The 26,950-nt window shown below is 63.7% G+C and carries 26 protein-coding genes and 1 riboswitch; of the genes, 14 read left to right on the plus strand and 12 right to left on the minus strand.

Features of this window, described 5'->3' with window-relative positions; translation table 11 throughout:
* Positions 1 to 213: 213 nt before the first annotated feature.
* The 3 genes from groL to FJ936_RS17235 all read right to left on the minus strand — a co-directional run bounded on the left by groL (position 214) and on the right by FJ936_RS17235 (position 3,406).
* Complete coding sequence (gene groL / locus FJ936_RS17225; protein ID WP_015318388.1) at positions 214 to 1,869, minus strand: chaperonin GroEL; 1,656 nt, start codon at positions 1,867 to 1,869, stop codon at positions 214 to 216.
* 65 nt (positions 1,870 to 1,934) lie between these two features.
* Positions 1,935 to 2,231, minus strand: a complete 297-nt coding sequence (gene groES, locus FJ936_RS17230; RefSeq protein WP_006203049.1) for a co-chaperone GroES — start codon at positions 2,229 to 2,231, stop codon at positions 1,935 to 1,937.
* Between the two features lie 164 nt (positions 2,232 to 2,395).
* Positions 2,396 to 3,406: a class I SAM-dependent methyltransferase gene (locus tag FJ936_RS17235; protein ID WP_246680487.1), complete on the minus strand. Its 1,011-nt coding sequence runs from the start codon at positions 3,404 to 3,406 to the stop codon at positions 2,396 to 2,398.
* Between FJ936_RS17235 and FJ936_RS17240 the strand changes: the two genes are divergently transcribed.
* Positions 3,365 to 4,132 carry a hypothetical protein gene (locus FJ936_RS17240; RefSeq protein ID WP_246680488.1) on the plus strand — a complete coding sequence of 256 codons (768 nt, stop codon included), beginning with the start codon at positions 3,365 to 3,367 and terminating at the stop codon, positions 4,130 to 4,132. The two genes, FJ936_RS17235 and FJ936_RS17240, sit on opposite strands and share 42 nt — an antisense overlap.
* Positions 4,133 to 4,150: 18 nt before the next feature.
* Here FJ936_RS17240 and FJ936_RS17245 read toward each other — a convergent pair whose 3' ends face one another.
* The gene (locus FJ936_RS17245) at positions 4,151 to 4,777 is read right to left on the minus strand and encodes a TetR family transcriptional regulator (RefSeq protein WP_140717615.1); all 627 of its coding nucleotides are present in this window, start codon (positions 4,775 to 4,777) and stop codon (positions 4,151 to 4,153) included.
* A gap of 124 nt (positions 4,778 to 4,901) precedes the next feature.
* Between FJ936_RS17245 and FJ936_RS17250 the strand changes: the two genes are divergently transcribed.
* The 4 genes from FJ936_RS17250 (at position 4,902) to FJ936_RS17265 (ending at position 9,565) form a co-directional block, all read left to right on the plus strand.
* On the plus strand, positions 4,902 to 6,089 hold the full coding sequence (locus FJ936_RS17250; RefSeq protein WP_140793615.1) for an MFS transporter: 1,188 nt from the start codon (positions 4,902 to 4,904) through the stop codon (positions 6,087 to 6,089).
* Positions 6,090 to 6,094: 5 nt separating this feature from the next.
* Positions 6,095 to 7,396: a D-arabinono-1,4-lactone oxidase gene (locus tag FJ936_RS17255; RefSeq protein ID WP_140793613.1), complete on the plus strand. Its 1,302-nt coding sequence runs from the start codon at positions 6,095 to 6,097 to the stop codon at positions 7,394 to 7,396.
* Positions 7,393 to 8,538, plus strand: a complete 1,146-nt coding sequence (locus tag FJ936_RS17260; RefSeq protein WP_140617149.1) for an alanine racemase — start codon at positions 7,393 to 7,395, stop codon at positions 8,536 to 8,538. The genes FJ936_RS17255 and FJ936_RS17260 overlap by 4 nt, the downstream gene beginning before the upstream one ends.
* Before the next feature lie 76 nt (positions 8,539 to 8,614).
* Positions 8,615 to 9,565, plus strand: coding sequence for a helix-turn-helix domain-containing GNAT family N-acetyltransferase (locus FJ936_RS17265; RefSeq protein ID WP_140793611.1), 951 nt, complete (start codon positions 8,615 to 8,617; stop codon positions 9,563 to 9,565).
* 7 nt (positions 9,566 to 9,572) lie between these two features.
* On the opposite strand, the gene FJ936_RS17270 is transcribed toward FJ936_RS17265, so the two are convergent.
* The 6 genes from FJ936_RS17270 to FJ936_RS17295 all read right to left on the minus strand — a co-directional run bounded on the left by FJ936_RS17270 (position 9,573) and on the right by FJ936_RS17295 (position 15,560).
* The gene (locus FJ936_RS17270) at positions 9,573 to 10,406 is read right to left on the minus strand and encodes an AraC family transcriptional regulator (RefSeq protein WP_141906821.1); all 834 of its coding nucleotides are present in this window, start codon (positions 10,404 to 10,406) and stop codon (positions 9,573 to 9,575) included.
* Positions 10,407 to 10,576: 170 nt separating this feature from the next.
* The gene (locus tag FJ936_RS17275) at positions 10,577 to 11,629 is read right to left on the minus strand and encodes an ABC transporter permease (protein WP_140793607.1); all 1,053 of its coding nucleotides are present in this window, start codon (positions 11,627 to 11,629) and stop codon (positions 10,577 to 10,579) included.
* The gene (locus tag FJ936_RS17280; protein WP_140793605.1) at positions 11,626 to 12,423 is read right to left on the minus strand and encodes an ATP-binding cassette domain-containing protein; all 798 of its coding nucleotides are present in this window, start codon (positions 12,421 to 12,423) and stop codon (positions 11,626 to 11,628) included. Before FJ936_RS17280 ends, FJ936_RS17275 begins: the two co-directional genes overlap by 4 nt.
* Before the next feature lie 86 nt (positions 12,424 to 12,509).
* Complete coding sequence (locus FJ936_RS17285; protein ID WP_141906822.1) at positions 12,510 to 13,523, minus strand: substrate-binding domain-containing protein; 1,014 nt, start codon at positions 13,521 to 13,523, stop codon at positions 12,510 to 12,512.
* A 97-nt stretch (positions 13,524 to 13,620) separates the two neighbouring features.
* Positions 13,621 to 14,526, minus strand: a complete 906-nt coding sequence (locus FJ936_RS17290) for a sugar phosphate isomerase/epimerase (protein ID WP_210245825.1) — start codon at positions 14,524 to 14,526, stop codon at positions 13,621 to 13,623.
* A gap of 2 nt (positions 14,527 to 14,528) precedes the next feature.
* The gene (locus FJ936_RS17295; protein WP_141906824.1) at positions 14,529 to 15,560 is read right to left on the minus strand and encodes a Gfo/Idh/MocA family oxidoreductase; all 1,032 of its coding nucleotides are present in this window, start codon (positions 15,558 to 15,560) and stop codon (positions 14,529 to 14,531) included.
* 169 nt (positions 15,561 to 15,729) lie between these two features.
* Between FJ936_RS17295 and FJ936_RS17300 the strand changes: the two genes are divergently transcribed.
* From FJ936_RS17300 to FJ936_RS17335, 8 genes are all read left to right on the plus strand, one after another.
* On the plus strand, positions 15,730 to 16,755 hold the full coding sequence (locus tag FJ936_RS17300) for a LacI family DNA-binding transcriptional regulator (RefSeq protein WP_141906825.1): 1,026 nt from the start codon (positions 15,730 to 15,732) through the stop codon (positions 16,753 to 16,755).
* Between the two features lie 64 nt (positions 16,756 to 16,819).
* Positions 16,820 to 17,027: riboswitch (cobalamin riboswitch) on the plus strand.
* 140 nt (positions 17,028 to 17,167) lie between these two features.
* Positions 17,168 to 17,536 carry a DUF1636 family protein gene (locus FJ936_RS17305; RefSeq protein ID WP_246680489.1) on the plus strand — a complete coding sequence of 123 codons (369 nt, stop codon included), beginning with the start codon at positions 17,168 to 17,170 and terminating at the stop codon, positions 17,534 to 17,536.
* Complete coding sequence (locus FJ936_RS17310; RefSeq protein ID WP_141906826.1) at positions 17,533 to 18,321, plus strand: ABC transporter ATP-binding protein; 789 nt, start codon at positions 17,533 to 17,535, stop codon at positions 18,319 to 18,321. Before FJ936_RS17305 ends, FJ936_RS17310 begins: the two co-directional genes overlap by 4 nt.
* Positions 18,322 to 18,366: 45 nt before the next feature.
* Positions 18,367 to 19,314: an ABC transporter substrate-binding protein gene (locus tag FJ936_RS17315; protein ID WP_141906827.1), complete on the plus strand. Its 948-nt coding sequence runs from the start codon at positions 18,367 to 18,369 to the stop codon at positions 19,312 to 19,314.
* On the plus strand, positions 19,314 to 20,363 hold the full coding sequence (locus tag FJ936_RS17320; RefSeq protein WP_246680490.1) for an iron ABC transporter permease: 1,050 nt from the start codon (positions 19,314 to 19,316) through the stop codon (positions 20,361 to 20,363). The genes FJ936_RS17315 and FJ936_RS17320 overlap by 1 nt, the downstream gene beginning before the upstream one ends.
* A 156-nt stretch (positions 20,364 to 20,519) precedes the next feature.
* A complete protein-coding gene (locus FJ936_RS17325; RefSeq protein WP_141906828.1) occupies positions 20,520 to 20,999 on the plus strand; it encodes a MarR family transcriptional regulator in 480 nt (159 codons plus the stop codon).
* Entirely contained in the window at positions 20,996 to 22,174 is a 1,179-nt protein-coding gene (locus tag FJ936_RS17330) for an HlyD family secretion protein (protein ID WP_141906829.1), read from the plus strand. Before FJ936_RS17325 ends, FJ936_RS17330 begins: the two co-directional genes overlap by 4 nt.
* A gap of 295 nt (positions 22,175 to 22,469) precedes the next feature.
* Positions 22,470 to 24,002 carry a DHA2 family efflux MFS transporter permease subunit gene (locus FJ936_RS17335; protein ID WP_140617140.1) on the plus strand — a complete coding sequence of 511 codons (1,533 nt, stop codon included), beginning with the start codon at positions 22,470 to 22,472 and terminating at the stop codon, positions 24,000 to 24,002.
* A 47-nt stretch (positions 24,003 to 24,049) separates the two neighbouring features.
* Here the strand turns inward: FJ936_RS17335 and FJ936_RS17340 are convergent, their stop codons facing one another.
* Together FJ936_RS17340 and FJ936_RS17345 are read right to left on the minus strand one after the other, a co-directional pair.
* Positions 24,050 to 24,580 carry a CAP domain-containing protein gene (locus FJ936_RS17340; protein ID WP_181763147.1) on the minus strand — a complete coding sequence of 177 codons (531 nt, stop codon included), beginning with the start codon at positions 24,578 to 24,580 and terminating at the stop codon, positions 24,050 to 24,052.
* Between the two features lie 70 nt (positions 24,581 to 24,650).
* Positions 24,651 to 25,874 (minus strand): pilus assembly protein TadG-related protein, encoded by a 1,224-nt coding sequence (locus tag FJ936_RS17345; protein WP_141906864.1) that lies wholly within the window; start codon positions 25,872 to 25,874, stop codon positions 24,651 to 24,653.
* A 250-nt stretch (positions 25,875 to 26,124) separates the two neighbouring features.
* Between FJ936_RS17345 and FJ936_RS17350 the strand changes: the two genes are divergently transcribed.
* The gene (locus FJ936_RS17350) at positions 26,125 to 26,949 is read left to right on the plus strand and encodes a DUF2189 domain-containing protein (protein WP_141906830.1); all 825 of its coding nucleotides are present in this window, start codon (positions 26,125 to 26,127) and stop codon (positions 26,947 to 26,949) included.
* Position 26,950: the final 1 nt, after the last annotated feature.

A 26,950-nucleotide genomic window follows, 5' to 3' on the forward strand; every position in this document is an offset into this window, starting at 1 on the left:
ACTCAAGCCCGCTTGCGGGCTTGAGCAACTTGGATTCATGGGCGTGCTTTATGGACTTCTTAGAAGTCCATGCCGCCACTCAAGCCCGCTTGCGGGCTTGAGCAACTTGGATTCATGGGCTTGCTTTATGGACTTCTTAGAAGTCCATGCCGCCACTCAAGCCCGCTTGCGGGCTTGAGCAACTTGGATTCATGGGCGTGCTTTATGGACTTCTTAGAAGTCCATGCCGCCCATGCCGCCCATGCCGCCGCCGCCCATGCCGCCAGGCATGCCGCCGCCAGCCGAATCCTTCTTCGGAGCTTCGGCGATCATGGCTTCGGTGGTGACGAGCAGGCCGGCGACCGAGGCCGCGTCCTGGAGGGCCGTGCGCACGACCTTGACCGGATCGACGATACCCATGACGATCATGTCGCCATATTCGCCGGTCTGGGCGTTGTAGCCGAAGGTCGCGCCCTTGTTCTCAAGGATCTTGCCGGCAACGATCGAGGCTTCCGCACCAGCGTTGGCCGCGATCTGGCGGGCCGGAGCCTGCAGCGCACGACGCACGATGTTGATGCCGGCGGCCTGGTCGGCGTTGACGCCGGTCACCTTGATGTTGGCCGAAGCGCGCAGCAGGGCGACGCCACCGCCAGCAACGATGCCTTCTTCCACGGCCGCGCGGGTCGCGTTGAGGGCGTCATCGACGCGGTCCTTCTTTTCCTTGACTTCGACTTCCGTCGCACCGCCGACGCGGATCACCGCAACGCCGCCGGCGAGCTTCGCCAGACGTTCCTGCAGCTTCTCCTTGTCGTAGTCCGAGGTGGTCTCCTCGATCTGCTGCTTGATCTGGGCGACGCGGCCCTGGATCTCGGCTTTCTTGCCGGCGCCGTCGACGATGGTGGTGTTCTCCTTGGAGATCGACACCTTCTTGGCGCGGCCGAGCATGTTGAGGCCGACATTCTCGAGCTTGATGCCGAGGTCTTCCGAAATGACCTGGCCACCGGTCAGGATGGCGATGTCTTCCAGCATGGCCTTGCGGCGATCACCGAAGCCCGGCGCCTTGACGGCGGCGATCTTCAGGCCACCACGCAGCTTGTTGACGACCAGCGTGGCGAGCGCCTCGCCTTCGACGTCTTCCGAGATGATGAGCAGCGGCTTCGAGGTCTGCACGACGGCTTCGAGGACCGGCAGCATCGCCTGCAGGTTGGAGAGCTTCTTCTCGTGCAGGAGGATGTAGACGTCCTCCAGCTCGGCAACCATCTTGTCGGCGTTGGTCACGAAGTAGGGCGAGAGATAGCCGCGGTCGAACTGCATGCCTTCGACGACTTCGAGTTCGGTCTCGGCGGTCTTGGCTTCCTCAACCGTGATGACGCCTTCGTTGCCGACCTTCTGCATCGCTTCCGCGATCATCTTGCCGACCGACTCGTCGCCATTGGCCGAGATCGTGCCGACCTGGGCAACTTCCTCGGAGGTCTTGATCTTCTTGGCGGCCTTGCCGAGAGCAGCGACCACTTCGGTGACGGCCAGATCGATGCCGCGCTTCAGGTCCATCGGGTTCATGCCGGCCGCAACCGACTTGTGGCCTTCCTGGACGATCGACTGCGCCAAAACGGTCGCGGTCGTGGTGCCGTCGCCGGCGATGTCGTTGGTCTTCGAAGCAACTTCGCGGACCATCTGCGCGCCCATGTTCTCGAACTTATCTTCAAGCTCGATTTCCTTGGCGACGGTGACGCCGTCCTTGGTGATGCGCGGGGCGCCGAACGACTTGTCGATGACGACGTTGCGGCCCTTGGGACCGAGCGTGACCTTCACCGCGTCGGCGAGGATGTTGACGCCGCGCAGCATGCGCTCACGGGCATCGCGAGAGAATTTTACGTCTTTGGCAGCCATGTTTTAGCTCCTGGCAGGGGCTCGGATAGAGCCCGAAAAATTCAAGTTGAGGGTGAGGCCGATAATCAGCCGATGATGCCCATGATGTCGGATTCCTTCATGATCAGAAGGTCTTCGCCATTGAGCTTGACTTCGGTGCCCGACCACTTGCCGAACAGGATGCGGTCGCCGGCCTTGACGTCCAGCGGGACCAGCTTGCCAGCTTCGTCACGAGCGCCGGAGCCGACGGCGATGATCTCGCCTTCCTGCGGCTTTTCCTTCGCCGTATCCGGGATGATGATCCCGCCAGCGGTCTTGGATTCGGATTCGACCCGGCGAACGACCACGCGGTCATGAAGCGGGCGGAACTTCGACTTTGCCATTTTTTCTTCCTCGATGAGAACGGTGAGAAACAGTTCCTCCGTCCGGCGGCGCCGGACACATAGTTAGCACTCACCAAAGGCGAGTGCTAACGTGGCGCTGAAATAGGCCGCCGACCTGCCAGAGTCAAGGCGCGCGGAGCGCCTCTTGGTAGGATGGCGATGACTTATCGAAGCTTGGCCGAACCGAGCACCAGGAGCGGACAACGTTCCGCCAGGGGATAACTGCCGCTTGGCACGACGCGCACCTGGTCGAACCAACCGCGCGCCTCATCCTCCAGCATGGCCAGCGTCGCGAAGCTGTACTTCGTTTCGGAGCCCGCATAGACGTCGATCGTGTTGATGGATGCCATGCTCCATCCGGTGCATGCGGCAAGGGCCTCCCGATTCGGAAACAGCTTGTCGAATGCCGCACGGATTGCTTGCACATCGACGCTGCTGTCGCAGTCGCCGGTCGTGCACGCCATGGCTATCCGCCATTTGAGCGCGTGGAAATTCTCGATTCCGCCGGCCAGGACCAGAGCTTCGATGCCGCGCAGGTCATCCGCGGTTTCCGGCCGAGCGAACACGCGGATCGCCGCACGCCGGCCAGGCTTTAGCACCCTTGCGATTTCACCGAACAGCGAACCGCGCGCGGCCTTGGTGTCGACCGCCGACAGGCAGCCGTCGCCGATGACCGCGTCGAAACATTCCCGCTCGACCGGGAGGTCAAGCCAGTTGCCGGCCATCGCCCTTCGCGAGATGTTGTCGCCGGCCCATACGCCGGAAATCATGGCAGCCGATTGATCGATCGCCAGCATCGATCTGCCTAGAACCGCCAGTTCAGGTGTCACCCCAAGCAGAAGGACATCGGCATTTCCGAGATCGAGTTCGCGCTCGAATATGCCGACGGTTTCCGGCGTCGGCCGGAGCGGGGCGTCCAGGAGCTTCCAGTGCCGATGATAACTATCCCAATGATTCGTCATGCAGACCCGTTGGAGCCCAGGAAAGTCTGGCATTGATTGATTAGAGCCGCTTAATGGAAGTGGGGATGGAAGCCAAGGGGTTAGCTGGTGGCGCGCATCATTGTCATAACGCATGAGCATGACCGGTTCCTCGGTCGCGGCGGCCTTCTGCTGCGCCGGAATAGCCGTTACATGCTTTTCGATATTCTGGAGGACCTGAAGAGGCGGGGCCATTCGGTCCGGATTCAGCCTGGCCTCTCCGTACAATCCAGCGCCGATGTCGCGGTTCTGCACGTCGATGCGACAACGACGCCGGCAGATTATCTCGACTATGCGCGGCGTTTTCCCTTATGCCTCAATGTCGGGGCCGCCGACATATCGAAACGGCGGGTAAGCGGAGCGCTTCTGGCCGAGGGCGACGGCTGGCTGGGCCCGGTCATCGTCAAAAGCAATCTCAACAACCAGGGCATTCCGGAGACACGGCTCAATCGGCGGTCGAGGCGTGCCGGCCAACCGGCATCCTTTGCGCACGTGCCAGCCATGCCGTCCTACGAGGTCTACCAATCCCGGGACGACGTTCCCGATGGCGTCCTCGATCGCGATGATCTGGTCGTGGAAAAGTTCATCCCGGAAAAAGAACCTGACGGCTTTGCGGTGCGCTTCTGGGTGTTTTGCGGAGAGCGCGAGCGCTGCACCCGCTACGTCTCGCCAAACAGCCTGGTCAAGGCATCGGAAACGATCCGGCGCGAGCCCGCCGCTGTTCCCGACGAACTGCGCGAACGGCGGCGTGAACTCGGCTTCGACTATGGGAAATTCGATTTCGTCATGCATGAGGGCAGGGCTGTTCTCCTCGATGCCAACAAGACGCCCGGCCGCCCGCAGAACCTGGTGAAGATGTTCGCGGCCGGCGCTTCCGACCTGGCCGATGGTTTCGAAGGCCTCATCCGCCGGGCGAGATAGGTCCCCGGTTGCCGGTCGCTAAAGAAACAGCCGCAACTGGGTGTGGATGATCGATCGGTAATCCTCGATGGTCCGGCGGCTTTCCACTTCGCCTTGCGCAAGCGCCAGGCGCACAACGCCGCCGGCGAGCTGGAAGATCAGCAGAACCATGCGTTCGAATTGCTCGTGCTTTTCCGGCTCGAGCAAGGCGATGACGTGGTCGCAGAACATCTTGGCCTGATGCCGGGTTTCGGCGATGTCGAGGTTCTTGAGCGCCTTGTCGGCCTGGATGGCGTTCTGCAGATCCTGGATGGCCGGATCGCCGGCGACCCGGCTGAGGTAGTCGTCAAGCAGCCGGTCGGACGCGGCGATGACGTCCTTGGCTTCGCGGACATCGGCGACGATCGCCGTCAATCGCGACCGGCTGACCTCCGAGAACCGCTCATAGAGCATCGCCAGGATCGCCGACTTGTTGGGGAAGTAGTGGTAGACGGTGGCGATCGGCCCGCCCGCCAGCATGCCGACCTCCTTCATGGTGACGGCGTCGATGCCTTTCTCGCCGATCAGCCGCATGGTGGTCGACAGGATGGCGTCGATGCGCTCGCGGCTGCGCTCCTGCTTGGGCCTGCGCCTGGGCTCGGTGATCGTTCGACTTGCTTGCGTCATGCACCGATCTTTCGCACGAGTTCCCAAATTCCGGTTGACAAGAAATATGATCAAGTATCAGTTTCTGGAATGCTGACAGACTGTCAGCTTTTTTGCTGTGCGGCAAGGACGTTGGGAGGCGCCTATGGCTTCGACAAGCGCTGATCTTCAGGGCGAAGGCGACTGGCTGGTCGGCAATCCCAGCGGCGGGCAGCTCGCCTCGGCCCTGTGGATCGGGTCGGTCGGCCTGCTCATTCTCGGTCTGCAGCCCGTCCTGCTCGGCGCCCTCTATACCGAGGGCCATGTCAGCGGCGACGAACTGGCGCTGGTCGCCACCGCCGAGATGATCGCCATCGCCATCGGTTCGGCGATCGTCGCGATGCTGCTTTCCGCCCACAACATGCGGTGGAAAAGTGCCGTCCTCCTGCAGCTCTTGGCGCTGGCCAATGTGTGGACCGCCTATGCCGCCGGCGCCCACACGCTGATGGCGGCCCGCGCGCTGGCCGGCCTTGCCGAAGGCGGCCTTGTCGCGGTCGCCACCGAACTGATTGCCCGTTCGCGGCGCGCCGAACGCATCGGCGGCTATTTCGTCACCATGCAGACCCTGGCGCAATGCGCACTTGCCCTGGTGCTGGCGCTCTATGTCATTCCAGCCGCCGGGTCGGCTGGCGGCTTCCTCGTTCTTGCCGTCGTCTGCGTCGCGTCGCTGGTGGTCGCCTTTGCTGTCCCTGCCGATTATGCCGATCTGCCGAAGGACGAAAACCTCGCCAATGTGCTGACGGTTCCCTCGATCACCGCGCTGTTGTCGGTCTTCTGCTACTTCATGTTCTTCGGCGCCGTATGGGCCTTTCTGGAGCCGCTTGGCGCCCAATTCGGCATCGATGACCGCACCGTCGGGCTGATCGTCTCGGCCAGCCTCGCGGCGCAGGTGCTGGGCGCGATGACGGCGACCGTGTTCGAGGCGCGCATCGACTATCGCCTTGCCATCGCGGCGATCGGCCTCGCCGCGCTTGTCGCCTCGCTCGTGCTTGCCAGCGGGCCCGGCCTCACGATGTTCTGGGTCGTCGCCCTGATCATGGGTTTTATCCTGCTGTTCATCGTGCCCTACCAGATCCGGCTGGCGATCACCGCCGACGAGACCCGCACCGCCGTGCTGCTGGTGCCGGCCGCCCAGCTTTTCGGCCTGGCGATCGGACCGGTCGCGGCGTCGCTGCTCATCGACGGCAAGGAGTTTCGCCCGGTTCCCGAGTTCGCCGCCGCAAGTGCTGTCGCCAGCGTGGCGTTGCTCGGCCTGTTTGTCCTGGCGGCGCGGCGTCGCCGCGCGATTGCGTGAGCCCCATGTCGAACAGCTGGAGCAACTGGTCCGGCTTTGTCACCGCCGAGCCGCGGCTGCTTGCCAGTCCGGCCGATGCCGGCGAACTCGGCGATCTCATTCGCACCGCACCCGGCCCGGTCCGCGTCGTCGGCGCCGGTCACTCCTTCACGCCATTGGTGAAGTCCCAAGGCACCATCCTGTCGCTGGAGAAGCTGGAAGGGCTGGTCGCGCATGACGCGAAAAAACATCAGGCGTGCGTGCGGGCGGGGACGCGGCTTGGTCCGCTCATGCACATGCTGCAAGGCATCGGCCAGGGCCTGCCCAATATGGGCGACATCGACCGCCAGGCGATAGGCGGCGCGTTGGGCACGGCCACCCATGGCTCGGGGCCCACGCTGGGCGCCTATCACACACAGCTGGAAACGGTGCAGATCGTCGACGGGCTTGGCAAGGTCCGCGACTTCAAGCGGGAAGGGGATCAGGAAACGATCCATGCGGTCGGCGTTGCGCTTGGCGCCTTCGGTGTGCTTAGCGAAGTGACGTTGAACAACATCGCGACCTACCGGCTGCGGCGCCGCAAATGGGTGCTGCCGATAGCCGACATGCTGCGCGATTTCGAAAAGATGATGAGCGAGCACCGGTCGGCCGAATTCTACTACATCCCATTTTCAGGCTACGCGCAGTTCATCGCCAGCGACTTCAGCACCGAGGCGACCACCCCGCGCCCCACCGACGATGACGAGGGCTCGCTGCGCACGCTGCGCCGCCTGCGCACCGGGCTTGCCTGGCTGCCGTCGCTGCGCCGCAGGCTGATCCTGGGCGCGGTCGCCAAGGTGCCGGCCGAGGATTACGTGCAGGACTGGCTCAACGTCTATGCCAGCGACCGGCAGACCAGGTTCAACGAAATGGAATATCACCTTCCGTTCGAGGAGGGGCCGAAGGCGCTGGCCGAGATCATCGAACTGACCGAGAAGCATTTTCCGGAAGTTTATTTTCCGATGGAAGTGCGGTCGGTGGCATCGGACGAATTCTGGCTCTCGCCTTTCCACAAAAGGCTCACCTGTTCCATCGCCATTCACCATGACGCGGCGAACGATCCGTTGCCGTTCATGCGCGCGGCCGAGCCGATCTTCCGCGGATATGGCGGCAGGCCGCACTGGGGCAAGATGCACAGCCTGAAAGCGGCCGACCTGAAAAAGCTCTATCCGCGCTGGGACGATGCGATGGCGGTGCGCCGCGACATCGATCCGCAAAACCGCTTCGTCTCACCCTATATGGCCGACCTGTTCGGCATCGAACCCAGTTCTTTCGGCATCCAGCCATGAAGGCGTATTTCGCCACGCTTTCGGATGCGCTGAGAGAGGCGGGCATTTTCCAACCCTGCCTGCTGCTCGACCTCGATCGGCTGGATGGCAACATTGCCCTGGTGAAGAAGCGGCTTGACCCCAGTCTTGCCGTCCGTTTGGTCGACAAGTCGCTCGCTTGCCTGCCGCTGCTCTCCCATATCGGCAAGGCGCTTGGAACCCACCGCCTCATGACCTTCCATCCGCCGATCACCGAGGCGGTGCTGAAGGCGTTCCCGGATGCGGATCTGCTGTACGGCAAACCGATGCCGGTTGGCGCGGCCAGGGCGGTGCTTTGCAGAGGCGACGTGGCTTGGTCGCGGGTCTGCTGGCTGATCGATACACAGGAGAGACTGGCGGAATATGGCGCGCTCGCCGACGAACTCGGCGCCGAATTGCGCATCGCTTTCGAAATCGATGTCGGACTGCATCGCGGCGGCTTTGCCGAACCGGCGGCCCTGTCGCGGGCGCTGAATGCGCTGCCTACCCACAAAGGGCTGCGCTGCGAAGGCGTCATGGCCTATGAGGCGCATGCGCCGCACATACCCGGCCTGTTCGGTGGACCGGCCAAGGCGTTGGCGCAAGCCTCCGAACAGGCCGCCGCTTTCGTCGCGCGCCTCGGCGCCGACCAGCGCCATGTCCTGAACATTGGCGGCAGCAAGACCGCGCTGCTTCATCATGGCGGCATTGCCAATGAAGTGTCGATGGGCTCGGCCTTCGTGCTGCCCGTCGATTTCGACACGCCCGGCCTTGAGGGCTTCCAGCCGGCGGCCTTCATCGCGACGCCAATCCTGAAAGTGGTCGAGCCGATGCTGCCTGGCCCGCCGGCGGTCTCGCGCCTGCTGCAGGCGCTGGGCCGGTTTCCGCGCAAGGGCTGCTATCTCTATGGCGGCAAGTGGATGGCCGAACCGGTGTTTCCCGAACGCATGACGACAAACGGCCTGCTTGGCCTGTCTTCCAACCAGCAATTCATGGGTCTGCCCGCCCAGGCCGTCGTCAGGCCCGGTGACTATGCGTTCCTGCGGCCCACGCAGAGCGAGGCCGTGCTGCAGCACTTCGGACCGATCGCGGTGCTTTCCGGTGGCAGGATCGTCGACCGCTGGCCGGTGTTGCCGATGATGTAAGCATCTCGGGCGCCTTCGTTGATAGTTGACTCCGTCAAGTAAATGATCGATCCTGTGCCAGCAGGAGATGACTCGAATGACAATCCGCCATCAGCCAGACAAGGCTGCGCCCAACAAGGGCCTGATCGATGCGGTGCGGGCGTTCAACCGCTTCTACACCCGCCAGATCGGACTGCTCGATGAAGGGCTGCTGAAGAGCGCCTTCTCGCTGACCGAGGCACGCGTGCTCTACGAACTGGCGCATCGTGACGGACTGACCGCGACCGATCTCGGGCGCGATCTCGGTCTCGACGCCGGCTATGTCAGCCGTTTGCTGAAGAAGTTCGAGCGCCTTCACCTCATCTCCAGGGCCACGCTGGCTTCGGACGCTCGGCAATCGTCGATCGCGCTGACGCCGGCGGGCAGGAACGCCTTCGCGCCGCTGAACCAGGGTTCGCACGACCAGGTCGCGGCGCTGCTCGATCGTCTGCCTGCGTCGGAACAGGAGCGTCTGGTCAAGTCCATGCGCACGGTGCAGCGTCTGCTGGATGACGATGCCGAGCCCAAAATCCCTTATCTGCTGCGGCCGCCGCAGGTCGGCGACATTGGCTGGATCATCCGCCGGCAAGGCATGCTCTACGCGCAGGATTATGGCTGGGACGAAACCTATGAGGCGCTGGTCGCCGAAATCCTCGCGGCGTTCGTAAAATCCTACGATCCGAAATGGGAGCGCGGCTGGATCGCCGAGCGCGAAGGCGAGGTCGTCGGCTCGGTCTTCGTCGTGCGCAAGTCGGATCAGGTGGCCAAGCTCAGGCTGCTCTATGTCGAACCTTCGGCGCGGGGCCTCGGCATCGGCAAGCGCCTGGTCGAGGAATGCATCGGCTTTGCCCGCGCCAGAGGGTACAGGACGCTGACCCTATGGACCAACGACATTCTGACCGCCGCCCGGCACATCTACCAGACGGCCGGTTTCAGGCTGATCGAGGAAGAGCCTCACCATTCCTTCGGCAAGGATCTGGTCGGCCAGAACTGGGAACTGGAGCTGTAGCAGCGCGTCATGCCTTGACGGGCACCCAGATCTCCAGCCCGCCATTGCCGGTGTGGGCATCGAATTCAGGCCCGTAGCGCTCGAATTCCGGCGCATCGGCAACCTCATGGCCGGATGCCGGCAGCCAGCTGTTCCAGATCGTATTGATCGTTCGCCGGATGGTCGAGATGTGTTCGCGATGCGTGAAAACGGCGTATCTCTGCGCCGGCACCCGCACCCGTTGGAACTCCTTCGGCAGATCGGCGAAGTCGCGCACCTCGACGCCGACGACATAATCGAAATTGCCGGCATCGTCGCCATTGAGGCAGACGCCGTAGAAAACGCCGGCCACTTGCCCGGGGATGTGGCCGATATGGGGAGCGAAGCGCTGCCATTGCATTGGAATGCCGGCGCTGGACTCACAACTGTAGCGCTCGCCCAGTCCGGCGATGAGGAATGGCCGGCTGGTCTCGAAGCGCGGTGGTTCAAGTGTGGTCAAAAGCGAATTGTCCATCAGGATGGGCTCCACGAGGTCGAGGGTCTCAGTCGAACCTTGCGCGCGCACCAGTTCCGGCGTGGTGCCGAACTGGTCGCGGAAGGCCCGGGTGAATGCCTCATGCGAGTGGTAGCCGGCGTCGAGCGCGACGCACAGGATGTCGGGCGCCCCGCCGGCGAGCCTCCGTGCCGCCTCGGTCAGCCGGCGCGAGCGCATATAACCCATGACGGAGCGGCCGGTGGCGGCGCCGAAGGCGCGCGTCACATGAAAGCGCGACACGCCGCTGCTTTGGGCAACGTCGTCGAGCGTAACAGCCTCCGGCAGGTGGCTTTCGACAAACCATAGCGCCTTCTCGGTCGGGTTCATGTGTTCCTCGCATGTGGCGTCCTCACTCTGGCGCCTCGTTGCCCGGCCAGCTTGATCGAAATTGCGCATCGCGCAAATAGGCGATCGGGCCCGCGCGGTGTCGTCCGCGCGGCCCGTCGTCTATCGTTGGCTCGGATGACCGGCAAATCGCCGTTGAACGGCCGACTGGTTCAGCGGTAGCGCGCCTGATTCCATTTGTGGCCAAGCAGCGAAAGGATGATGATCAGCCCGTTGAAGAACTGGACGTAGAAGCCGCTGAGCCCAGCCGCCACGACGCCGGTTTGGATGAACGACACCGTGACGGCGCCGATCGCGCCGCCGGCCACTGTGCCGATGCCACCCCAGGTCGGCGTGCCGCCGACGAACACCGAGGCCAGCACCGGCAAGAGATAACCGTCGCCGGCGGTTGGCCACCAGGTGAAGTTGATCATTACCGAAAACGTGCCGGCGATCGCGGCCCCGATGCTGACGAAGACGAACACTTTCACCCGCACGCGCTTGACGTCGATGCCCATCTGCTGGGCACTGTCGGGATTGTCACCGACAACCTTCACCTGCGCGCCGAAGCGGTGGCGGTTATATAGCATCGCCGAAAGGACGACGAAGGCGATGGCCCAGAAGATCTGCACCGGAATGCCCAGGACCTGACTGGAGAAGATCCTGTAGGCCCAGCTGTCGGCAAGGCTGGTCAGCGAAGTCGATCTGCCCTCATTGATGATCTGGATCAGGCCGCGCAGCAGGAAATTCATGCCGAGCGTGGCGATCAGCGACGACAGCCCGCCATAGACCACCAGCGACCCGACGAGGAAGCCGAGCAGCGTGCCGGTGACCAGCGCCGCCGCAATGCCGAGGAACGGATCGTAGCCCGCCTGCACCACCAGCGCGAAGACCCAGGAGGCAAAACCCATCGTCGCCGGAAACGACAGGTCGATCTCGCCGCAGGTGACGACGAAGACCAGCGGCACGACCACGAACAGCGCCACGGGAAGCGTGGTGAGCACGGCGCTGTAGAGATACCAGGTTGTGAAGACCGTCGGGTTGGCGATCACGAAGACCGCCATCATGACGACGAACACGCCGAGCGTGCCAAGCGACGCGCGGTTGTCAAGGATGAAGCCGCGCATCCAGTGATCGGACGGGTGCTTCCACTCGTTCTGGGAACTGCCTTGGCGGGAAATGCCGGCCGACGGCTCGTGCAGATCGGGCTCCATGGTCTTGCTCATCGTGCTCTCTGCTCCGCGTCGCCGGTGTCTTGCAGCCCGGCCAACCCGCCCGGATGCGCGACGTCTTCCATGAAGTTGATGAGGTCTTCGGCCGACTTGACCTCGCTGCGATCGGCGGTGAGCGCGACCTTGCCGCGATCCAGCACCACGAAGCGATCGGCGATGTCGAAGACATGATGGATGTTATGGCCGATGAACAGGATCGAGCGGCCGCTCGCCCGCACCTGGCGCACGAAATGGAAGACCTTGGCGGTCTCGGTCAGAGACAGCGCCGTCGTCGGCTCGTCGAGGACGATCAGTTCCGCCTGCTTGTAGATGGCGCGCGCGATCGCCACGCCCTGGCGTTCACCGCCCGAAAGCTGGCCGACGATCGAATGCGGCGTGAACACTTTCGAGGTGAAGCCGATCTCGCGCATCAGCCGGCTCGCTTCCTCGATTTCCTTGCCGACCTTCAGCCAGCCGAAAGGGCCGGTGAGTTCGCGGCCCATGAAGATGTTGCGGACGATCGTCTGCTGCACGGCCAGTGCCCGGTCCTGGAACACCGTTTCGATGCCGGCCTCGCGCGAACGTGCCGCATTCCATCCGGTCACCGGCTTGCCGCGGATGAGAATCTCGCCGCTGGTCGGCTTGACCACACCGGAGAGGATCTTGATCAGCGTCGACTTGCCGGCGCCGTTGTCGCCGATGAGGCCGACCACCTCGCCGCGATCGACGCTGAGATTGACCCCGCCAAGTGCGTAGACATGGCCGTAGGACTTAGCGATATCGCGCAGTTCTATGAGACGTTCGGCCATCGCATCCTCGCTTGATTGTCTGGCGCCAGCCTTCTCGCCAGCGGCCCCGCCGGCCGGGGCCTGATCCCGGCCGGCGGCTTGGGAGGTCAGCGCAGCGCCTGCTTGGCGAGTTCTGCGACGATCTCGTAATTTTCGGGCGTGACGAAACCGGCGCCGGTGTCGACATTCATAGGGGCCAGACCCAGCACCACCTGCTGGCACAGGCTGAGGATCGGCAGATAGCCCTGCAGGAATGGCTGCTGGTCGGCCGTCAATTGTACCCAGCCGCCCTTGAAGCCCTCGACGATCTGCGGGCTGGTGTCGAAGCCGAAGTTGAAGATGTCGCCAGGCTTTCTGCCAGCTGCCTGCATGTAGGTGGCGACATTGCCGAGCATCTGTCCGCCGGGATAGCCGACGGCCTTGACATCAGGATTGTTGAGCAGCGCTGCCGTAAGCACCGGTATCGCCAGATTGGGGTCGGAAGCCCATTCGCCGCTCGGCGGCGACGACAGCTGGATGACTTCGACGCCCGCCTCCTTCAAGGCCGCCACCGTGCCGCGCTCGCGTGCGCCGCGGCTCTCGTTCTCGAACGGGCCGATCATGATCGCCTTGTCGCCGGCCTTCAGCTTACCGAGCTTGAACGCTTCGGCGCCAAGTGCGCGGCCCTGCTGTTCCTGCTGCGCGCCGATATAGCCGCCACCGAACGCCGCCGTCACCTTCGGCACCGGGACGTTCTGGTACATCATCTTGATGCCCTCCTTATGCGCCTCGTCGGCGAGCGGCATGATCGCGGCGTCGCCCGGATGGCCCATCATGGCGATGCCCTGGGGCTTGACCGCGACCGCTTCGCGCAATTGCTGCACCATCTTCTCCGCGTCCCACTGGGAGAAGATGTAGTCGACCTTGGGGCCGAGATCGGCCGCCGCCTGCTTGGCGCCATTGTAGACGATGGTGCCGAAGGCGTCGCCCTCGGCGCCGCCGACGAAGAAGCGGATGTGGACGTCCTTGCACCATTGGGCGTCGAGCGCCTGCGCCGGCAAGGTGAAGATTGCGGCGGTAAGCGCCGTGGCCGCCGCCACGACGGTCGTGCGCAGAATTGTCGTCCTGATCGCGATGCTCATGCACGTTCCTCCCATTGTTTTCCTCGTCAGCCGAGGGGCCTTTGAACGATTGCTTTGGCGATGCCACTTGCGGCCGGCTCCTCCCGCCGACCGATCCTCACGCCGGATTTGGCAGGTAGCTCGCACCTCCCCGGCATAGTTTGAGATACTCCAGGGCGCGTGCCTGCCCCGTGATCTCGAGGTCGCCGCGATAGACCGGGTCGTGCCAGCCTTCGATGTCGATGGCGCCCTTGTACCCGGCCAGCCTCAGTTCACTGATCACCCGGGTCCAGTCGCTGTCGCCGAAGCCGGGCGTGCGCATCTGCACGAAAGGCAGGCGGCCGAACACGCCGTTCTCGCGGATGACGTCCCAGCGCACCGTGGCGTCCTTGCCGTGGACATGAAAGATGCGATGCGCCCATTTGCGGATCTGCGGCATCGGATCGATCAGGTAGACGAGTTGGTGGCAGGGCTCCCATTCGAGACCGAGATTGTCGTTGGGCAATTCGTTGAACATCAGCTCCCAGGCATCCGGATTGTGGGCGATGTTCCAGTCCCCGCCGGCCCAATTGCCGTCCATGGCGCAATTCTCGAAGGCGATGCGCACGCCCTTGTCGGCGGCGCGTCTGGCCAGTTCGCCCCAGACCTCGCGATAGCGCGGCAGGCTGTCGGTCAGCGGTTTCCCGCGGATGCGGCCGGTGAAGCCGCTGACCAGCGTGGTGCCGAACAGATGGGCGTTGTCGATCACCGTTTTCCAGGCCTCGAGCACGCCGCGGTCGGTGTCGCCGCTCTCGAGCGGATTGCCGAACACGCCGATCGAACTGACGGTCACGTCGGCACCGCCGATCGCCTCTTCAATCTCTCCGGCGAGCCGCGGCAGATCCTTGCCGCCGAGCGTCTGCCAGAAAAAGGGCTGGATGCTCTCGAAGCCGAGCGGCAGGATTTGCCTGATATAGGCGGCCGGGTCTTCGAGATTGGCCCGCACCATGGTGCCGATCCTGATGTCGAGAAGCGGGTTCGGCATGGTCATCCTTCCTGCGATGCGATGTTCACGCGACGACCGGTCTCGGCGCTCTCGATCGCCGCGAAGACCATGGCCAGGCTCTTGATGTTGTCCGAGCCCCGTGTCTCCGGCTCGGTGCCGGTTTCCACGGCTTGCACGAAGTCGGCAATGACGCCGAGATGCCCGCCGATACGGTCGGACGGATCGAGGGGAGGCACCGTCACCAGCCCGACCTTGTCGATCAGGCCTTCGCGCTCCGGCAGCACGACTTCCGCCTTCACCTCGTCATGGCCGTCCCAGATCAGGCTGCCGCGCTCACCGACGATACGCCAGCTGCCCTCCCAACTGGTGCGAAAGCCGTCGGCGCACCAGCTGCCCCGATAGGTGAACATCCTGTTTCGGCCGAGCCCGAAAGTGGCGCTTGCCGACGACCCTTGCCGATACCAGGAATTGGCCGGCTCCCATTCCTGGCAATAGACATCGGCCGGTTCGCCATTGACCATGTAGCGAGCGGCATCGAAGGTGTGGATCGCCATGTCGAGCAACAGCACGTGACGCATCTCTTCGCGGAAACCGCCAAAGTGCGGCGCGACGAAAAAATCCGCGTGGATGCTGGTCGGCGCGCCGATGGCGCCTGAATCCAGAAAGCGGCGGATGCGCCGGACATTGGCGACATAACGGCGGTTCTGAACGACGGCGTGGACGCGGCCGGCGCGCCGCGCGGCGTCGACGATGGCGCGGGCGTTGGCCGGACTGTCGGCGAGGGGCTTTTCCGTCAGCAGGTGACAGTGATGGGCAAAGGCCGAATTGGCCACCTCGCGGCGGGCGGCCGGAACGACCACGTCGAACACCGCATCGGCTTTGGTCTGATCCAGAATGACGTCGAGATCGGTGCCGATCGCGGCCCCGGCAAGGTCGTATTCGCGGGCTCGCTGGCGTGCCCTGTCGGCGTCGAGGTCGACGAGACCGGCAATCCTGATTTCAGGGGACTGACGGGCGGCCTCGAGCCACGTTTTGCTCATGGCTCCGCACCCGACCAGGACGACGTGCAGCATCCGGCGCTCCTCCGCCAACCCCTCCCGGTTGGCATTCACGGCCTTTCCGTAAACGTTTACGATGACACACCCGAAGGCGTAGAATGTCAACCGGATTTGTGGGCCGTTCGTCTGAGTGGCCTTGGCCGCGAGGTCCGCTAATGTTAGCGGGAACGGAAGGGGATTGGTCTTGGCATCCAGCATTCACGATCTTGCGCGTCATTTGAATATTTCGATCGGCACGGTGTCGCGCGCGCTCAATGGGCGCGCCGATGTCAATGCCGAGACGCGGCAGCGCGTGCTCGATGCGGCCCGCCTACTCAACTATTCACCCAACCAGTCGGGCAGGAACCTGCGCCGGGGCACCACCCATGCCGTCGCGTTCATGCTGCAGCCCCACCCGGGCGATCAGCAATATGGCGAGCCGTTTTTCATTCCTTTCCTGAGCGGGCTGCAAGCGGCGCTGGCCGAGCACGGGCTCGACCTGATCATCGTCATGGGCGCGCCCGCCGATTATCAGCAGGAGCGCCTGCGACGGGTCGTCGAGACACGCCGCGCCGATGCCGTGCTGCTGGCCTGGACCCGGCGTGAGGACGATCGCATCGACTATCTCAGCAGGGTCGGCTTTCCCTTTGCGACGCTCGGCCGAAGCCAGTCCGGTGACGAGACCTATCCCTCGCTCGACCTCGATTTCGAGAAGGCGGGCGCCGACGCAGTCGACCGCCTTGTTGCACGCGGCCACCGCCGCATCGCAGCCATCCGGCCGTCGCTCGACCTCAACTTCGGCTATCTGTTTCTTGATGGCTATCGCAAGGCGCTGCGGCGGCACGGCATCGACATCGATCCCGAGCTGATAGCCGACGGCTTCATCAACGAAGCCGGCGGCTACGCGGTGACGCCGCAAATCATGCGCTCGAAGGATCCGCCGACAGCGATCATCTTCAACAATGACGCGATGGCGCTCGGCGGCTGCAAGGCGCTTGCCGAGATGGGGATCATGCCCGGTCAGGGCATCGCGGTGATGGTCATCGTCGATACGCCGCTCTGCCGCTATTTCTCCCCGGCGCTGACCGCTTTCCGCCCGGCATTGGAGCCGATGGGACGGCGGCTCGGCGAAATCCTGCTCGCCTCGCTGCCCGCTTTCGCCGGGCCCACGGGGCCGCAGACCATAAGGGAGGTCTGGCCGCTGGAACTGGTCGCGCGCGACAGCGATTGACCATATGTCTGTATTGTTATAACAGAACAGAGACTGCCGCCTTGCCTCGCCGCCGCGCGCGGCCTAGGCTGCGACTCGTGATGGTCCCCAAGCCGAAAGGCGAGGGGTGAAAAGGGAACGCGGTGAGACCGATTTTGGGTCGAGGCCGCGGCTGCCCCCGCAACTGTAAACGGCGAGCAAGATCCGGAATGCCACTGGCCGGCAAGGCTGGGAAGGCAGGATTGCGCGCAGACCCGTGAGCCAGGAGACCTGCCATCACTGAGTTGACCGGACGGGGTGTGCCGGGAGGAAACGTGGACATCGGTCTTGTCGGCCGATCGGCCAACATCCTTCCGTCGCCAGTTTTGAAAGTGACGGGACGTTGGACGGCGCAATCGATCGTATACACCCCGAGCCTAAACACCAGATCATCGTGTGCACCCTTTGCCGCGAGAGGGGGACCGGCGTCAGGTCGGGCGAAGATTTGTGCGCCGAATTGCGCTCCCGCCTCTCGGCTCATCACGAGCCTGGCGTGGCGCATGGTTTCGCGGTCGAGGGCGTGGCTTGCATGGCGGGTTGCGCGCGCCCCTTGGCGGTGGCTTTCCAGGCGTTAGGCAAGGCAGCCTATCTCTTCGGGTCGATCGACGCGCAGGCCGACGTTGCCGATCTGGTGCGATTTGCCAGGCTCTACGCTTCGCTTGCCGACGGCTGGTGCAATTCCGGACAACGTCCTCCGCGCCTGGCCGGCAAGACGCTGGCCCGCATCCCTGGACCCGGCACGCTGGCGGATGGCAGTCGATGACGACGCCGCTTCTCGAGACCCGCGGCCTGGGTGCGATGGCGAATGGCCGGCACCTGGTCCATGCGGTCAGCCTTTCGGTGGCATCAGGCGACCGTCTTGCCATCATCGGCCCCAACGGCGCCGGCAAGACCACGCTGCTGCGCATGCTGTCCGGCATGCTTCGGCCGAGCTTCGGAGAGGTGAAGCTCGGCGGGCGGCGCCTGGACAGGATTTCGCCCGCCGAGCGAGCCCTGCATATCGCCGTCGTGGGCCAGACCGATCAGCCGGATCCACGGCTCGCGGTGATCGACTATGTCGAGCTTGGCCGCGTCCCGCACGCCGGCCTGAGGCGCCGCGGCGAGGAACGCGACATTGTCGTGGAGGCGCTGCGCCGGACCGGTCTCCTGCCGCTGCTTGGCCGCACGATTGGTTCGCTGTCTGGTGGTGAACGCCAGCGTGCCCAGCTTGCACGCGCCATCGCGCAGCAGCCTAAAATCCTGTTCCTCGACGAGCCGACCAACCACCTCGACCCGCGCGCTCGCGCGGAACTGCTCGACCTGGTGGCCGGCTTCGGCATGACCGTGATCGCGGTGCTGCACGACCTGACGCTGGTGGCACCGTTCGCGACCAGGGTCGCGGTGATGAACGAGGCCCGGCTGCTGGCACTGGCGCCGCCGCACGAGGCGCTGACGCAGCAGCTGATCCGCGAGATTTTCGGCGTCGACGTGTTTCGCCTGCGCCATCCCACCGAAGACCGCGAGCTGACGGTGTTCGATCATCCGAACCGCGCCGCACCACCGTCCTGATCAAACCTGCCCTCCATCCGACACAGCTCAACCAAGGAGCAATCCGTGAAACGCCTTGCCTTGTCCCTCGTCTTCTCGCTGCTGGCCTCGACGGCCTTTGCCTTCCCCGTGACGGTCGACAGCTGCGGCAAGCCACTGACCTTCGACGCGCCGCCGAAGCGGGCCGTCATCCATGATCTCAACATGGCCGAGATGGCCTTCGCGCTTAAGCTGCAGCCCTCGATCGTCGGCCTGACGGGTATCACCGGATGGTACAAGGTCGGCCCCGAATTCAAGGCCGAACAGGGGTCAATTCCCGAACTGGCGCCGAAATATCCGACGCTGGAGAATCTCGTCGCCGTCGAGCCCGACTTCTTCTTCGCCGGCTGGTACTACGGCATGAAGCCCGGCGGTGACGTGACCCCCGACACGCTCGCGCCGCACGGCATCAAGACGCTGGTGCTGACCGAAAGCTGCGTCCATCTTGACAAGAGCCGCCCGGCCGCCTCCATGGACCTGCTCTATGGCGACGTCGAAAAGCTGGGCAAGATCTTCGGTAAGGAGGCAGAAGCGAAGACGCTCGTCTCCGGCTGGAAAGCGCAACTCGCCGACATCACCGCCAAGGTCGGCAGCGTCAAGGGAACACGGGTGTTCCTGTACGATTCCGGCGAGGACAAACCGTTTACCGCGGGAAAGTTCGCCATCCCCAACGCCATGATATCGGCAGCCGGCGGCGACAACGTCATGGCCGACATGGATACGAGTTGGGGCAACACGGATTGGGAGACGGTGGCGGCACGCAATCCGCAATTCCTCATCCTGCTCGATTATCAGGACGGTGGCGGCTACAGGAAATTGCTCGAGTTCCTCAAGGCGCACCCGGCGATGAAAGAGACGGACGCGGTCAGGAACGAGTGCTTCGTCGCACTTCGTTATGCCGAGCTGACGCCAGGACCGGCCAACATCGAAGCCATCGGCAAGATCGCCAGGGCGATGCATCCGGAAGCGTTCTGATGGATCCTGCCCGAGAGCACAAACCCGGCGCGCTTTCCGGACACAAGACCTTCGCGCTGGTCATGACGGCGGGTGCGGTGGCGCTCGTCGCTCTCGCGCTGCTGTCGATCGCTTATGGCTCGACGCTGATACCTCTGACCGATGTCGTCGCGGCACTTGGCCGTGCCGTCGGGCTGGACGAGCCTGAGATATCGGGCCCGGTCGGCAAGATCGTCGTCGACCTGCGGCTGCCGCGCACGATCCTGGCGATCTGTGTCGGCGGCGGGCTCGGTATCGTCGGCGCGCTTTTGCAGACGGTGACCCGCAACGATCTTGCCGACCCCTTCCTGTTCGGACTGTCGTCGGGAGCCGCTGCCGGCGCGGTTTCCGTCATCACCATCTTTGGCGACAGCTTCGGCATCTGGACCTTGCCGGTGGCTGCGTTCACCGGCGGCATACTCGCCGCCTCCATCGTGCTTTTGCTGGTCGCGCGGGTGAGGGGGCAAGGGCCGGAACGGCTGATCCTCGCCGGCCTTGCCGTCTCTTTCATGTTCACGGCCCTGACCAATTATCTGGTCTTTGCCGGCGACCAGCGTGCGGCCCATTCAGTGCTGTTCTGGACCATGGGCGGGCTCGGGCTGGCGCGCTGGGACAATGTATGGCTGGCCGCGGTCGGCGCCGGCACCATCGCGGCCTACGGGCTATGGAATCATCGCAGGCTGGACGCCTTCCTGGCTGGTGAAAGCGCTGCCGAAAGTCTTGGCGTGCCGGTGGCGCGCATGCGCAGGTCGACATTCCTCGTGGCCGCCTTCTCGACGGCAATCCTCGTCTCGGTTGCCGGCGTCATCGGCTTTGTCGGACTGATGATCCCGCATCTGTCGCGGCCGCTGGCCGGTCCCTTGCATCTGCGCCTGATCGCAAGCAGCGCGCTGTTCGGGGCTGTGCTCCTTCTGGCAAGCGATCTTCTGGCCCGGACCTTGCTGCCGCCGCAGGAACTGCCGATCGGCATCATCACCAGCTCGCTCGGCGCGTTCTTCGTCGTTACCATGGTTGTCCGAAACCGCCTTTGACAAAGGCATCCATGCCTTTCAGGCGTTGGTGCGGACGGGTGCGGCGTTCACCCGGCGCTAACCAGGATCGAGTTGCAGGTCCGCCATACGCATTTGCCGGCTTTCATACCGAAGTGGCATCTTGAATAGTAAGCACGCTTATTATATGTATCGCTCATGGTTTCAGATGGCATCGATAGATTGGGATTTTTGATCCACGACGTGCAACGCCTGATGCGCAAGCGCTTCGAGGCGCGCGCCAGCGGGCTCGGCCTATCTTCGGCGCAATGGCGGCTTCTGGTCCGCGTTGCCAAGGAGGCGGGCGTTGCACAGGCGCGGCTCGCCGAACTGCTCGAAATCGAGCCGATCAGCGTTTCACGCCTGGTCGACCGGATGGAGGAGGGCGGCTGGATCGAACGTCGCTCCGACGCGACCGACCGGCGTGTGCGCATGATCTTCCCGACCGAGAAGGCGAATGCGGCCTATGCGGACGTCAAGAGCCTTGCTGGCGAGGTCTATGAGGAATCGCTCAGCGGCGTTTCGACGGAAGACCGGCGCGTCCTGATCCGGGCGCTGGATGTAATCGTACAAAATCTGACGGACAGCGAAGCTTCGTCGCTTGAAAAGATCAAGAGTGCGGAAGGTGCGGCAGCATGAACGCAGTAGCCAAGGTAGAAGAAAACGCTCCCAAGGTGGAGATGGAAGCGCCGGTCAAGCCGGCATCAGCCCCGGTCGCGGTCGCTCCTCCCGTGCAACCCGCGCCGGCGCCGAAGAAGAAGCGCCGCATCGGCCGCTTCTTCTTGATGTTCGCCTTGCCGGCGGCATTGATCATCGGCGGCGGCTATGTCTGGGTGACGGGCGGCCGCTACCAGGAAACGGAAAACGCCAATCTGCAGCAGGCCAAGGTGTCGATCGCCTCTGACACGGCCGGTCGTATCGTCCAGGTCGCCATATCGGACAACCAGACGGTCAAGCAGGGCGATCTCCTGTTCGCCATCGACCCCGAGCCCTACCGGATCGCGCTCGCCCAGGCGGACGCCGCGGTCGCTACCGCGCGCCTCAATGTCGAGCAGTTGCGCGCGGCCTATAGCCAGGCGCAGTCGCAGCAGAAGTCCGCTGCCAGCGAGGTCGACTATGCGCAGTCGCAATTCGATCGCGCCGCCGATCTTGCCCAGAAGGGCATCAACGCCAAGTCATCGCTGGATCAGGCCAAGAACGATCTCGACAAAGCCAGGCAGCAACTGGCTGTTGCCGAGCAAGGCATCATCAGCGCCAAGGCGGCACTCGGCGGCAACCCCGACATCGAAACCGACAAGCATCCGACGGTGATGTCGGCGCTCGCGGCGCGCGACAAGGCTGCCTATGATCTGGAGCAGACCACCGTGAAGGCGCCTGCCGATGGTGTCGTCTATCAAGCCGCGTCCTTCAAGGTCGGCCAGTATGTCGGCTCCGGCACACCGTTGTTCGCGCTGGTCGAGACCGGCGACACCTGGGTCGACGCCAATTTCAAGGAAACCCAACTGACCAACATGAAGCCGGGCCAGAAGGCGGAGATCGTGGTCGATACCTATCCGGGCAGGACCTTCAAGGCGACGGTCAGGGCTATCGGTGCCGGCACCGGCGCGGACTTCTCGCTGCTGCCCGCCCAGAACGCCACCGGCAACTGGGTCAAGGTCACCCAGCGCATCCCGGTGCGCCTGGAACTGACCGACCCCGACGCCAAGATGGCGCTGCGCACCGGCATGAGCGCCTCGGTTACGGTCGATACGGGCGTCGCGCGTGGCTGGCCGTCGATCTTCGGTCGCGCTACGGCCGGCGAGCCCGCGAAGTAGGCAGAAGCCCGCGGGGAGGTGAATGCGAGTTGAAGGATTGGTCTGACGGGAGGGGTGGGAGGATCAGCGTTTGGGCCGAGCCGCGTGGCAGCCGTCCAAAATCTGAAATCTTCGACACGGACCTGTCGGTCCTCAGGTTTCCGGGCGGCAGGCATCCGCTCATCAGAGACTTTCAGTCGATGTAACCCCCACATCGATAATCGCGTCCCACCGCGACGAAGGTCTCTCAACGGAAGGCTTTGCCGCCCGGAAACCCGTTGTACACGTTTCTGTTACCTTCTGGAAGTTCTGCGCCATGAGCACGTCCGAACCATTCAAAGAAGTGCCGCATCGTGGCCTGATCACGGTCGCGCTCATGCTGGCGACGGTCATGCAGGCGCTCGACACCACCATCGCCAACGTCGCGCTGCCGACCATGACCGGCGATCTCGGCGCCTCGCCCGACAACATCAACTGGGTGCTGACCTCCTACATCGTCGCCGCCGCCATCATGACGCCTGTCACCGGCTGGCTCGCCGACCGTTTCGGCCGCAAGGAGCTGTTCCTGACGGCGGTGGTCGGCTTCACCATCTTCTCGATGTTGTGCGGCCTGGCGTGGAGCCTGGAAACCATCGTGCTTTTCCGGCTGATGCAAGGTGTGTTCGGCGCCGCGATCGTGCCGCTGTCGCAGACCTTCCTGCTCGACATCAACCCCAAGGAGCGCCATGGTCAGGCGATGGCCATATGGGGCGCCGGCATCATGCTGGGACCGATCCTCGGCCCCACGCTCGGCGGCTGGCTGACCGAGAATTTCAACTGGCGCTGGGTGTTCTTCATCAACCTGCCGGTCGGCATCGTCGCCTTTCTTGGCATGGCGGCCTATCTGCCGGCGGTCGCCCGGCGGGTGCGCAGCTTCGATTTCTTCGGCTTTGCCATGATATCGCTCGGCGTCGGCGCCCTGCAGCTGATGCTCGATCGCGGTGGCGAGGTCGACTGGTTTTCCTCGGTCGAGATCTGGATCGAGCTCGGTCTTTCGCTCACCGGCTTCTGGGTGTTCATCATCCACACGATGACATCGGAACATCCTTTCATCGATCCGAAGATTTTCCTCGATCGCAATTTCGTCACCGGGCTGGCGTTCATCTTCGTCATGGGCGTGCTGATCCTGGCCTCGATGTCGCTGCTGCCGCCGATGCTGTCGACCATCTTCGGCTATCCGACGGTCACCATCGGCATCGTCATCGGGCCGCGCGGTGTCGGCACCATGATTTCGATGCTCGTCGTCGGGCGCATCATGGGCAAGGTCGATGCCAGGATTCTCGTCGTCATCGGTTTCCTCCTGACCGCGCAGTCGCTCTACACCATGGCAAGCTTCACCCCGCAGATGGATAACTGGCTGATCCTCAGTTCCGGTGTGATCCAGGGCCTGGGCATGGGAATGGTGTTCGTGCCGCTGTCGACGGTTGCCTTCGCCACGCTCGACGCCCGCTACCGCACCGATGCAACCTCGCTGTTCAGCCTGGTGCGAAATCTTGGCTCGTCGATCGGCGTGTCGGTCGTGACCGTGCTGCTGGTGCGCAACACGCAGATCAACCACGCCGAGCTTTCAACCTTCATCAACCCGTTCAATCCCAATCTCTGGGCGGTCTCGCCGGCGGCGGCCGGCGGCGACCCGACGGCACTGTCGCAGGTCGACCGCATGGTCAATCTGCAGGCGATGATGATCTCCTACGTCAACGACTTCAAAATCCTGATGATCATGACGCTGGCCGCCATCCCGTTCGTCTTCCTGCTGCGCAAGCCGAAAACAGCGCCGGCCGGCGGCGCGCCTGCCGCTCATATGGACTGATGTAGCGGCTGCTCGTCAGCGGATGTCCGATGCCGGCGATGTCTTTGCTACCTGCCGAGCACCAGCGACCAGTAGCGCAGGTTGGGGTCGCGGCCGTCACGGACATAGGCAAGTCCGAAGCGGCTGAAGTCCGGATCGAGTATGTTGCGCCGGTGTCCCTGCGAATGCATCCAGATATCGAACAGCTTCTGTTGGTCGAAGCGGCCGGCCGCGATGTTCTCGGCCGCTGCACCGTGTACGCCATTGTCCCTCATGCGCGAGGCGAAATCCTTGCCCCAGCCGGTGGTGTGGCTCATGTTTTCACGCTGCGCCATGTAGCCGGCCTGCTGCAATGCTGCTTGCTCCAACTGCGCGTCCGGGGTCAGCGGGTCGCGCCCGGCCGTGGCACGCAGGCTTGCCAGCGTGCCGGTTGCCGAGGAGGAAACCCCGGCGCCTTGCCCTGTCGGCAGCGAGACGGTGCTGCAGGCGGCAAGCCCAAGCAAGGCCGCCAGGCCAGCCGCCTTGAGCCCAGCCGCCTTGAGCCAGCTGCGCCTGTTCAAGTTCGCGATCTGGTCGCAATCGATTTTTGAAGTGGTCATGCGTGCCTGACTCGGTCGCGATCATGGCTTTTGCCGGGCAGGCGGTTAAAAATCTCGATCGAAGCGGCCCCTAGTTCACAAGCGTGATGAGGCGGCTGGAGTACATCTCTCGATTTCCGAACACCGCCGTGCAGTCGGTCTTGATGGAAGAGTTGCCTGTCATCTGCACGGTCAAGCCAACAAGCCTCAGGCAGTCCCCCTGACCGCTCATGTCCGAATTGCCGGCAAACGAAACGGCCGCGTCAGGCGCATAGACGAATCCGCTGATCACGGAATTTGCGCCGCCATTCAGGGTCAAGGCCGAAATGTTCCCGCGGCTCTGGAAGATGGTGATGCCGGCGTAAGGCCCGCTGGTGGGCGGGGAAAGGTTCACCTTTTCATTGGCGTTTATGATGATCTGTGCCCCTTCCGTGAGGAATATGGTTACGCCCTGGCCGCTCAGGCTGCCATTCCCGCCCGGCTTCAGGGTGACGCCGCGCAAGATGTAGACGCCCGGGTTGAAGGTGATGTTTCCTGACAATGTCTTGTCGCAATAGGTGCTGGGCGACAGCGTGTAGGTTTTGCCGTTCGGCACCGGCAGGCAAAGTGTGTAGGGGGGAGGGACGATGTCGGCCAGGGGATCGAAGGACGCATATTGATGTTCGAGCGGCGTGCCGCAGGTGAGATTGGCAGCGGGCGGAGAAAGCCCGGAAGTGCCACCGACGGCCGATACGCAGCCCGCCGAGACCTGCGCGGAACCGCCCCTGCTGACGGCATCGGACGCGTCCGAGTTTGCCGCGATCACGCAGTTGCTCATGGCGACATCGGTCGAGCCTTGCAGGCTCACCGCCGCCGACGCATGCGGATCGAGCGCCAGCACGCAGGCCTGGGCGCCCGGGTGCATCTTGACCGTCGCCGACCGGTGAGCTGGCCAGGGGGCAGCGCCGTTGATGAAGCTCGGACGGTTGATGCCGGACGAGAGCGAGATGTAATAGGCGCTCGGATCGCCGCTGGCGGTGGCCGAAAAGGCGGAAACGCTGTCTGAATATTCCTGCTGGTCGGCAATGCTCAAATTGGCTGCGAAGAATGTCAGCCCAAGCCCCTGGACATCGTTCGCGCTCATGCTGGGCAGGTATTTGGTGCCGACGGCAAGGCCAGCCGCGTCCAGCGAGTTCTGCAGTTGCGCGGCGTCATCGCTCGTGCCCGTCAGGTCGAGGGTGCCGGCGACGACAGCCATTATCGGCAGCAAGGCTACGGCGGTCGCCATGGCGAAATTGCCGCGTTCACAAGACCAGAAGCCCTTCAATGTGAACATCGCCCCTCGCCAACGTTTGTAAAGCTCAGGTGATACGCTGTGGGTCTCTACGAGTAATTTAAGCAATAGCTAAAATGCATGGATTCTAAAATGAACTCAGTGGTTCGCCAGACGATGACCGCTCAGCAAACCTTATGAGACGCGGCGACAATCCCGGGAAGATCGGCTATCATGCGAGCGTTCTTCAAGTGGCAGCTACGGGCAGCCACCCTAGGCGGTGACCGCCCCCCGAGAAAAACGGAGGAAGGTTATGGCCGGCTTTCATGTCATGGCGGACGCGTACGGGATGCATGTGCAACCAGCGGTCCGCCGAATTTCCACGGCGGACCTCTGGGACGCGCTCAGGCTTGGCGCCGAGGACTTCTGGGCCAAGCCCTCGCATTACGTGTTTCTGTGCCTGATCTATCCGGTCGCCGGTCTGATCCTGACGCAGTGGACGTCCGGCTCCAATGCCATCCAGCTCGTCTATCCCTTGATGTCGGGCTTTGCCCTGGTCGGGCCGTTCGCGGCGATCGGACTGTATGAGATCAGCCGCCGGCGCGAGCTCGGCATGAACACCAACTGGCGGCATGCGCTCGATGTTCGCCTTTCATCGGCGCTGCCCTCGATAGCGGTTATCGGAATCATGCTGTTCGCGCTGTTCCTGTTGTGGCTGTTCACGGCGCAGTCGATCTACACCAGCCTTTTCGGCGGCGAGCCGCCGGCTTCGGTCGGGGCCTTCCTGCGCGATGTGCTGACGACCAGCAAGGGCTGGAGGCTGATCCTTCTCGGCAACGCGGCCGGCCTGGTCTTCGCGGTGGTCGTGCTGGCGACCACGGTCATTGCCTTCCCGCTTTTGCTCGATCGGGATGTCGGCGCCGTTTCGGCGATAGAGACCTCGGCGCGCGCGGTCATGGCAAATCCGCTGCAGATGGCGCTATGGGGCCTCATCGTCGCGGTGCTGCTGGTGATCGGCTCGATCCCGCTGTTTGCCGGTCTGGCCGTCGTCATGCCGATCCTCGGCCACGCGACCTGGCATCTCTACCGCAAGGTGGTCGAGCCAGCCCAGATCCGGCCGCCGCGCCGGCCGATGTGAG

The sequence above is a fragment of the Mesorhizobium sp. B2-4-13 genome (genome assembly GCF_006658535.1).
GTDB classification, from domain to species: domain Bacteria; phylum Pseudomonadota; class Alphaproteobacteria; order Rhizobiales; family Rhizobiaceae; genus Mesorhizobium; species Mesorhizobium australicum.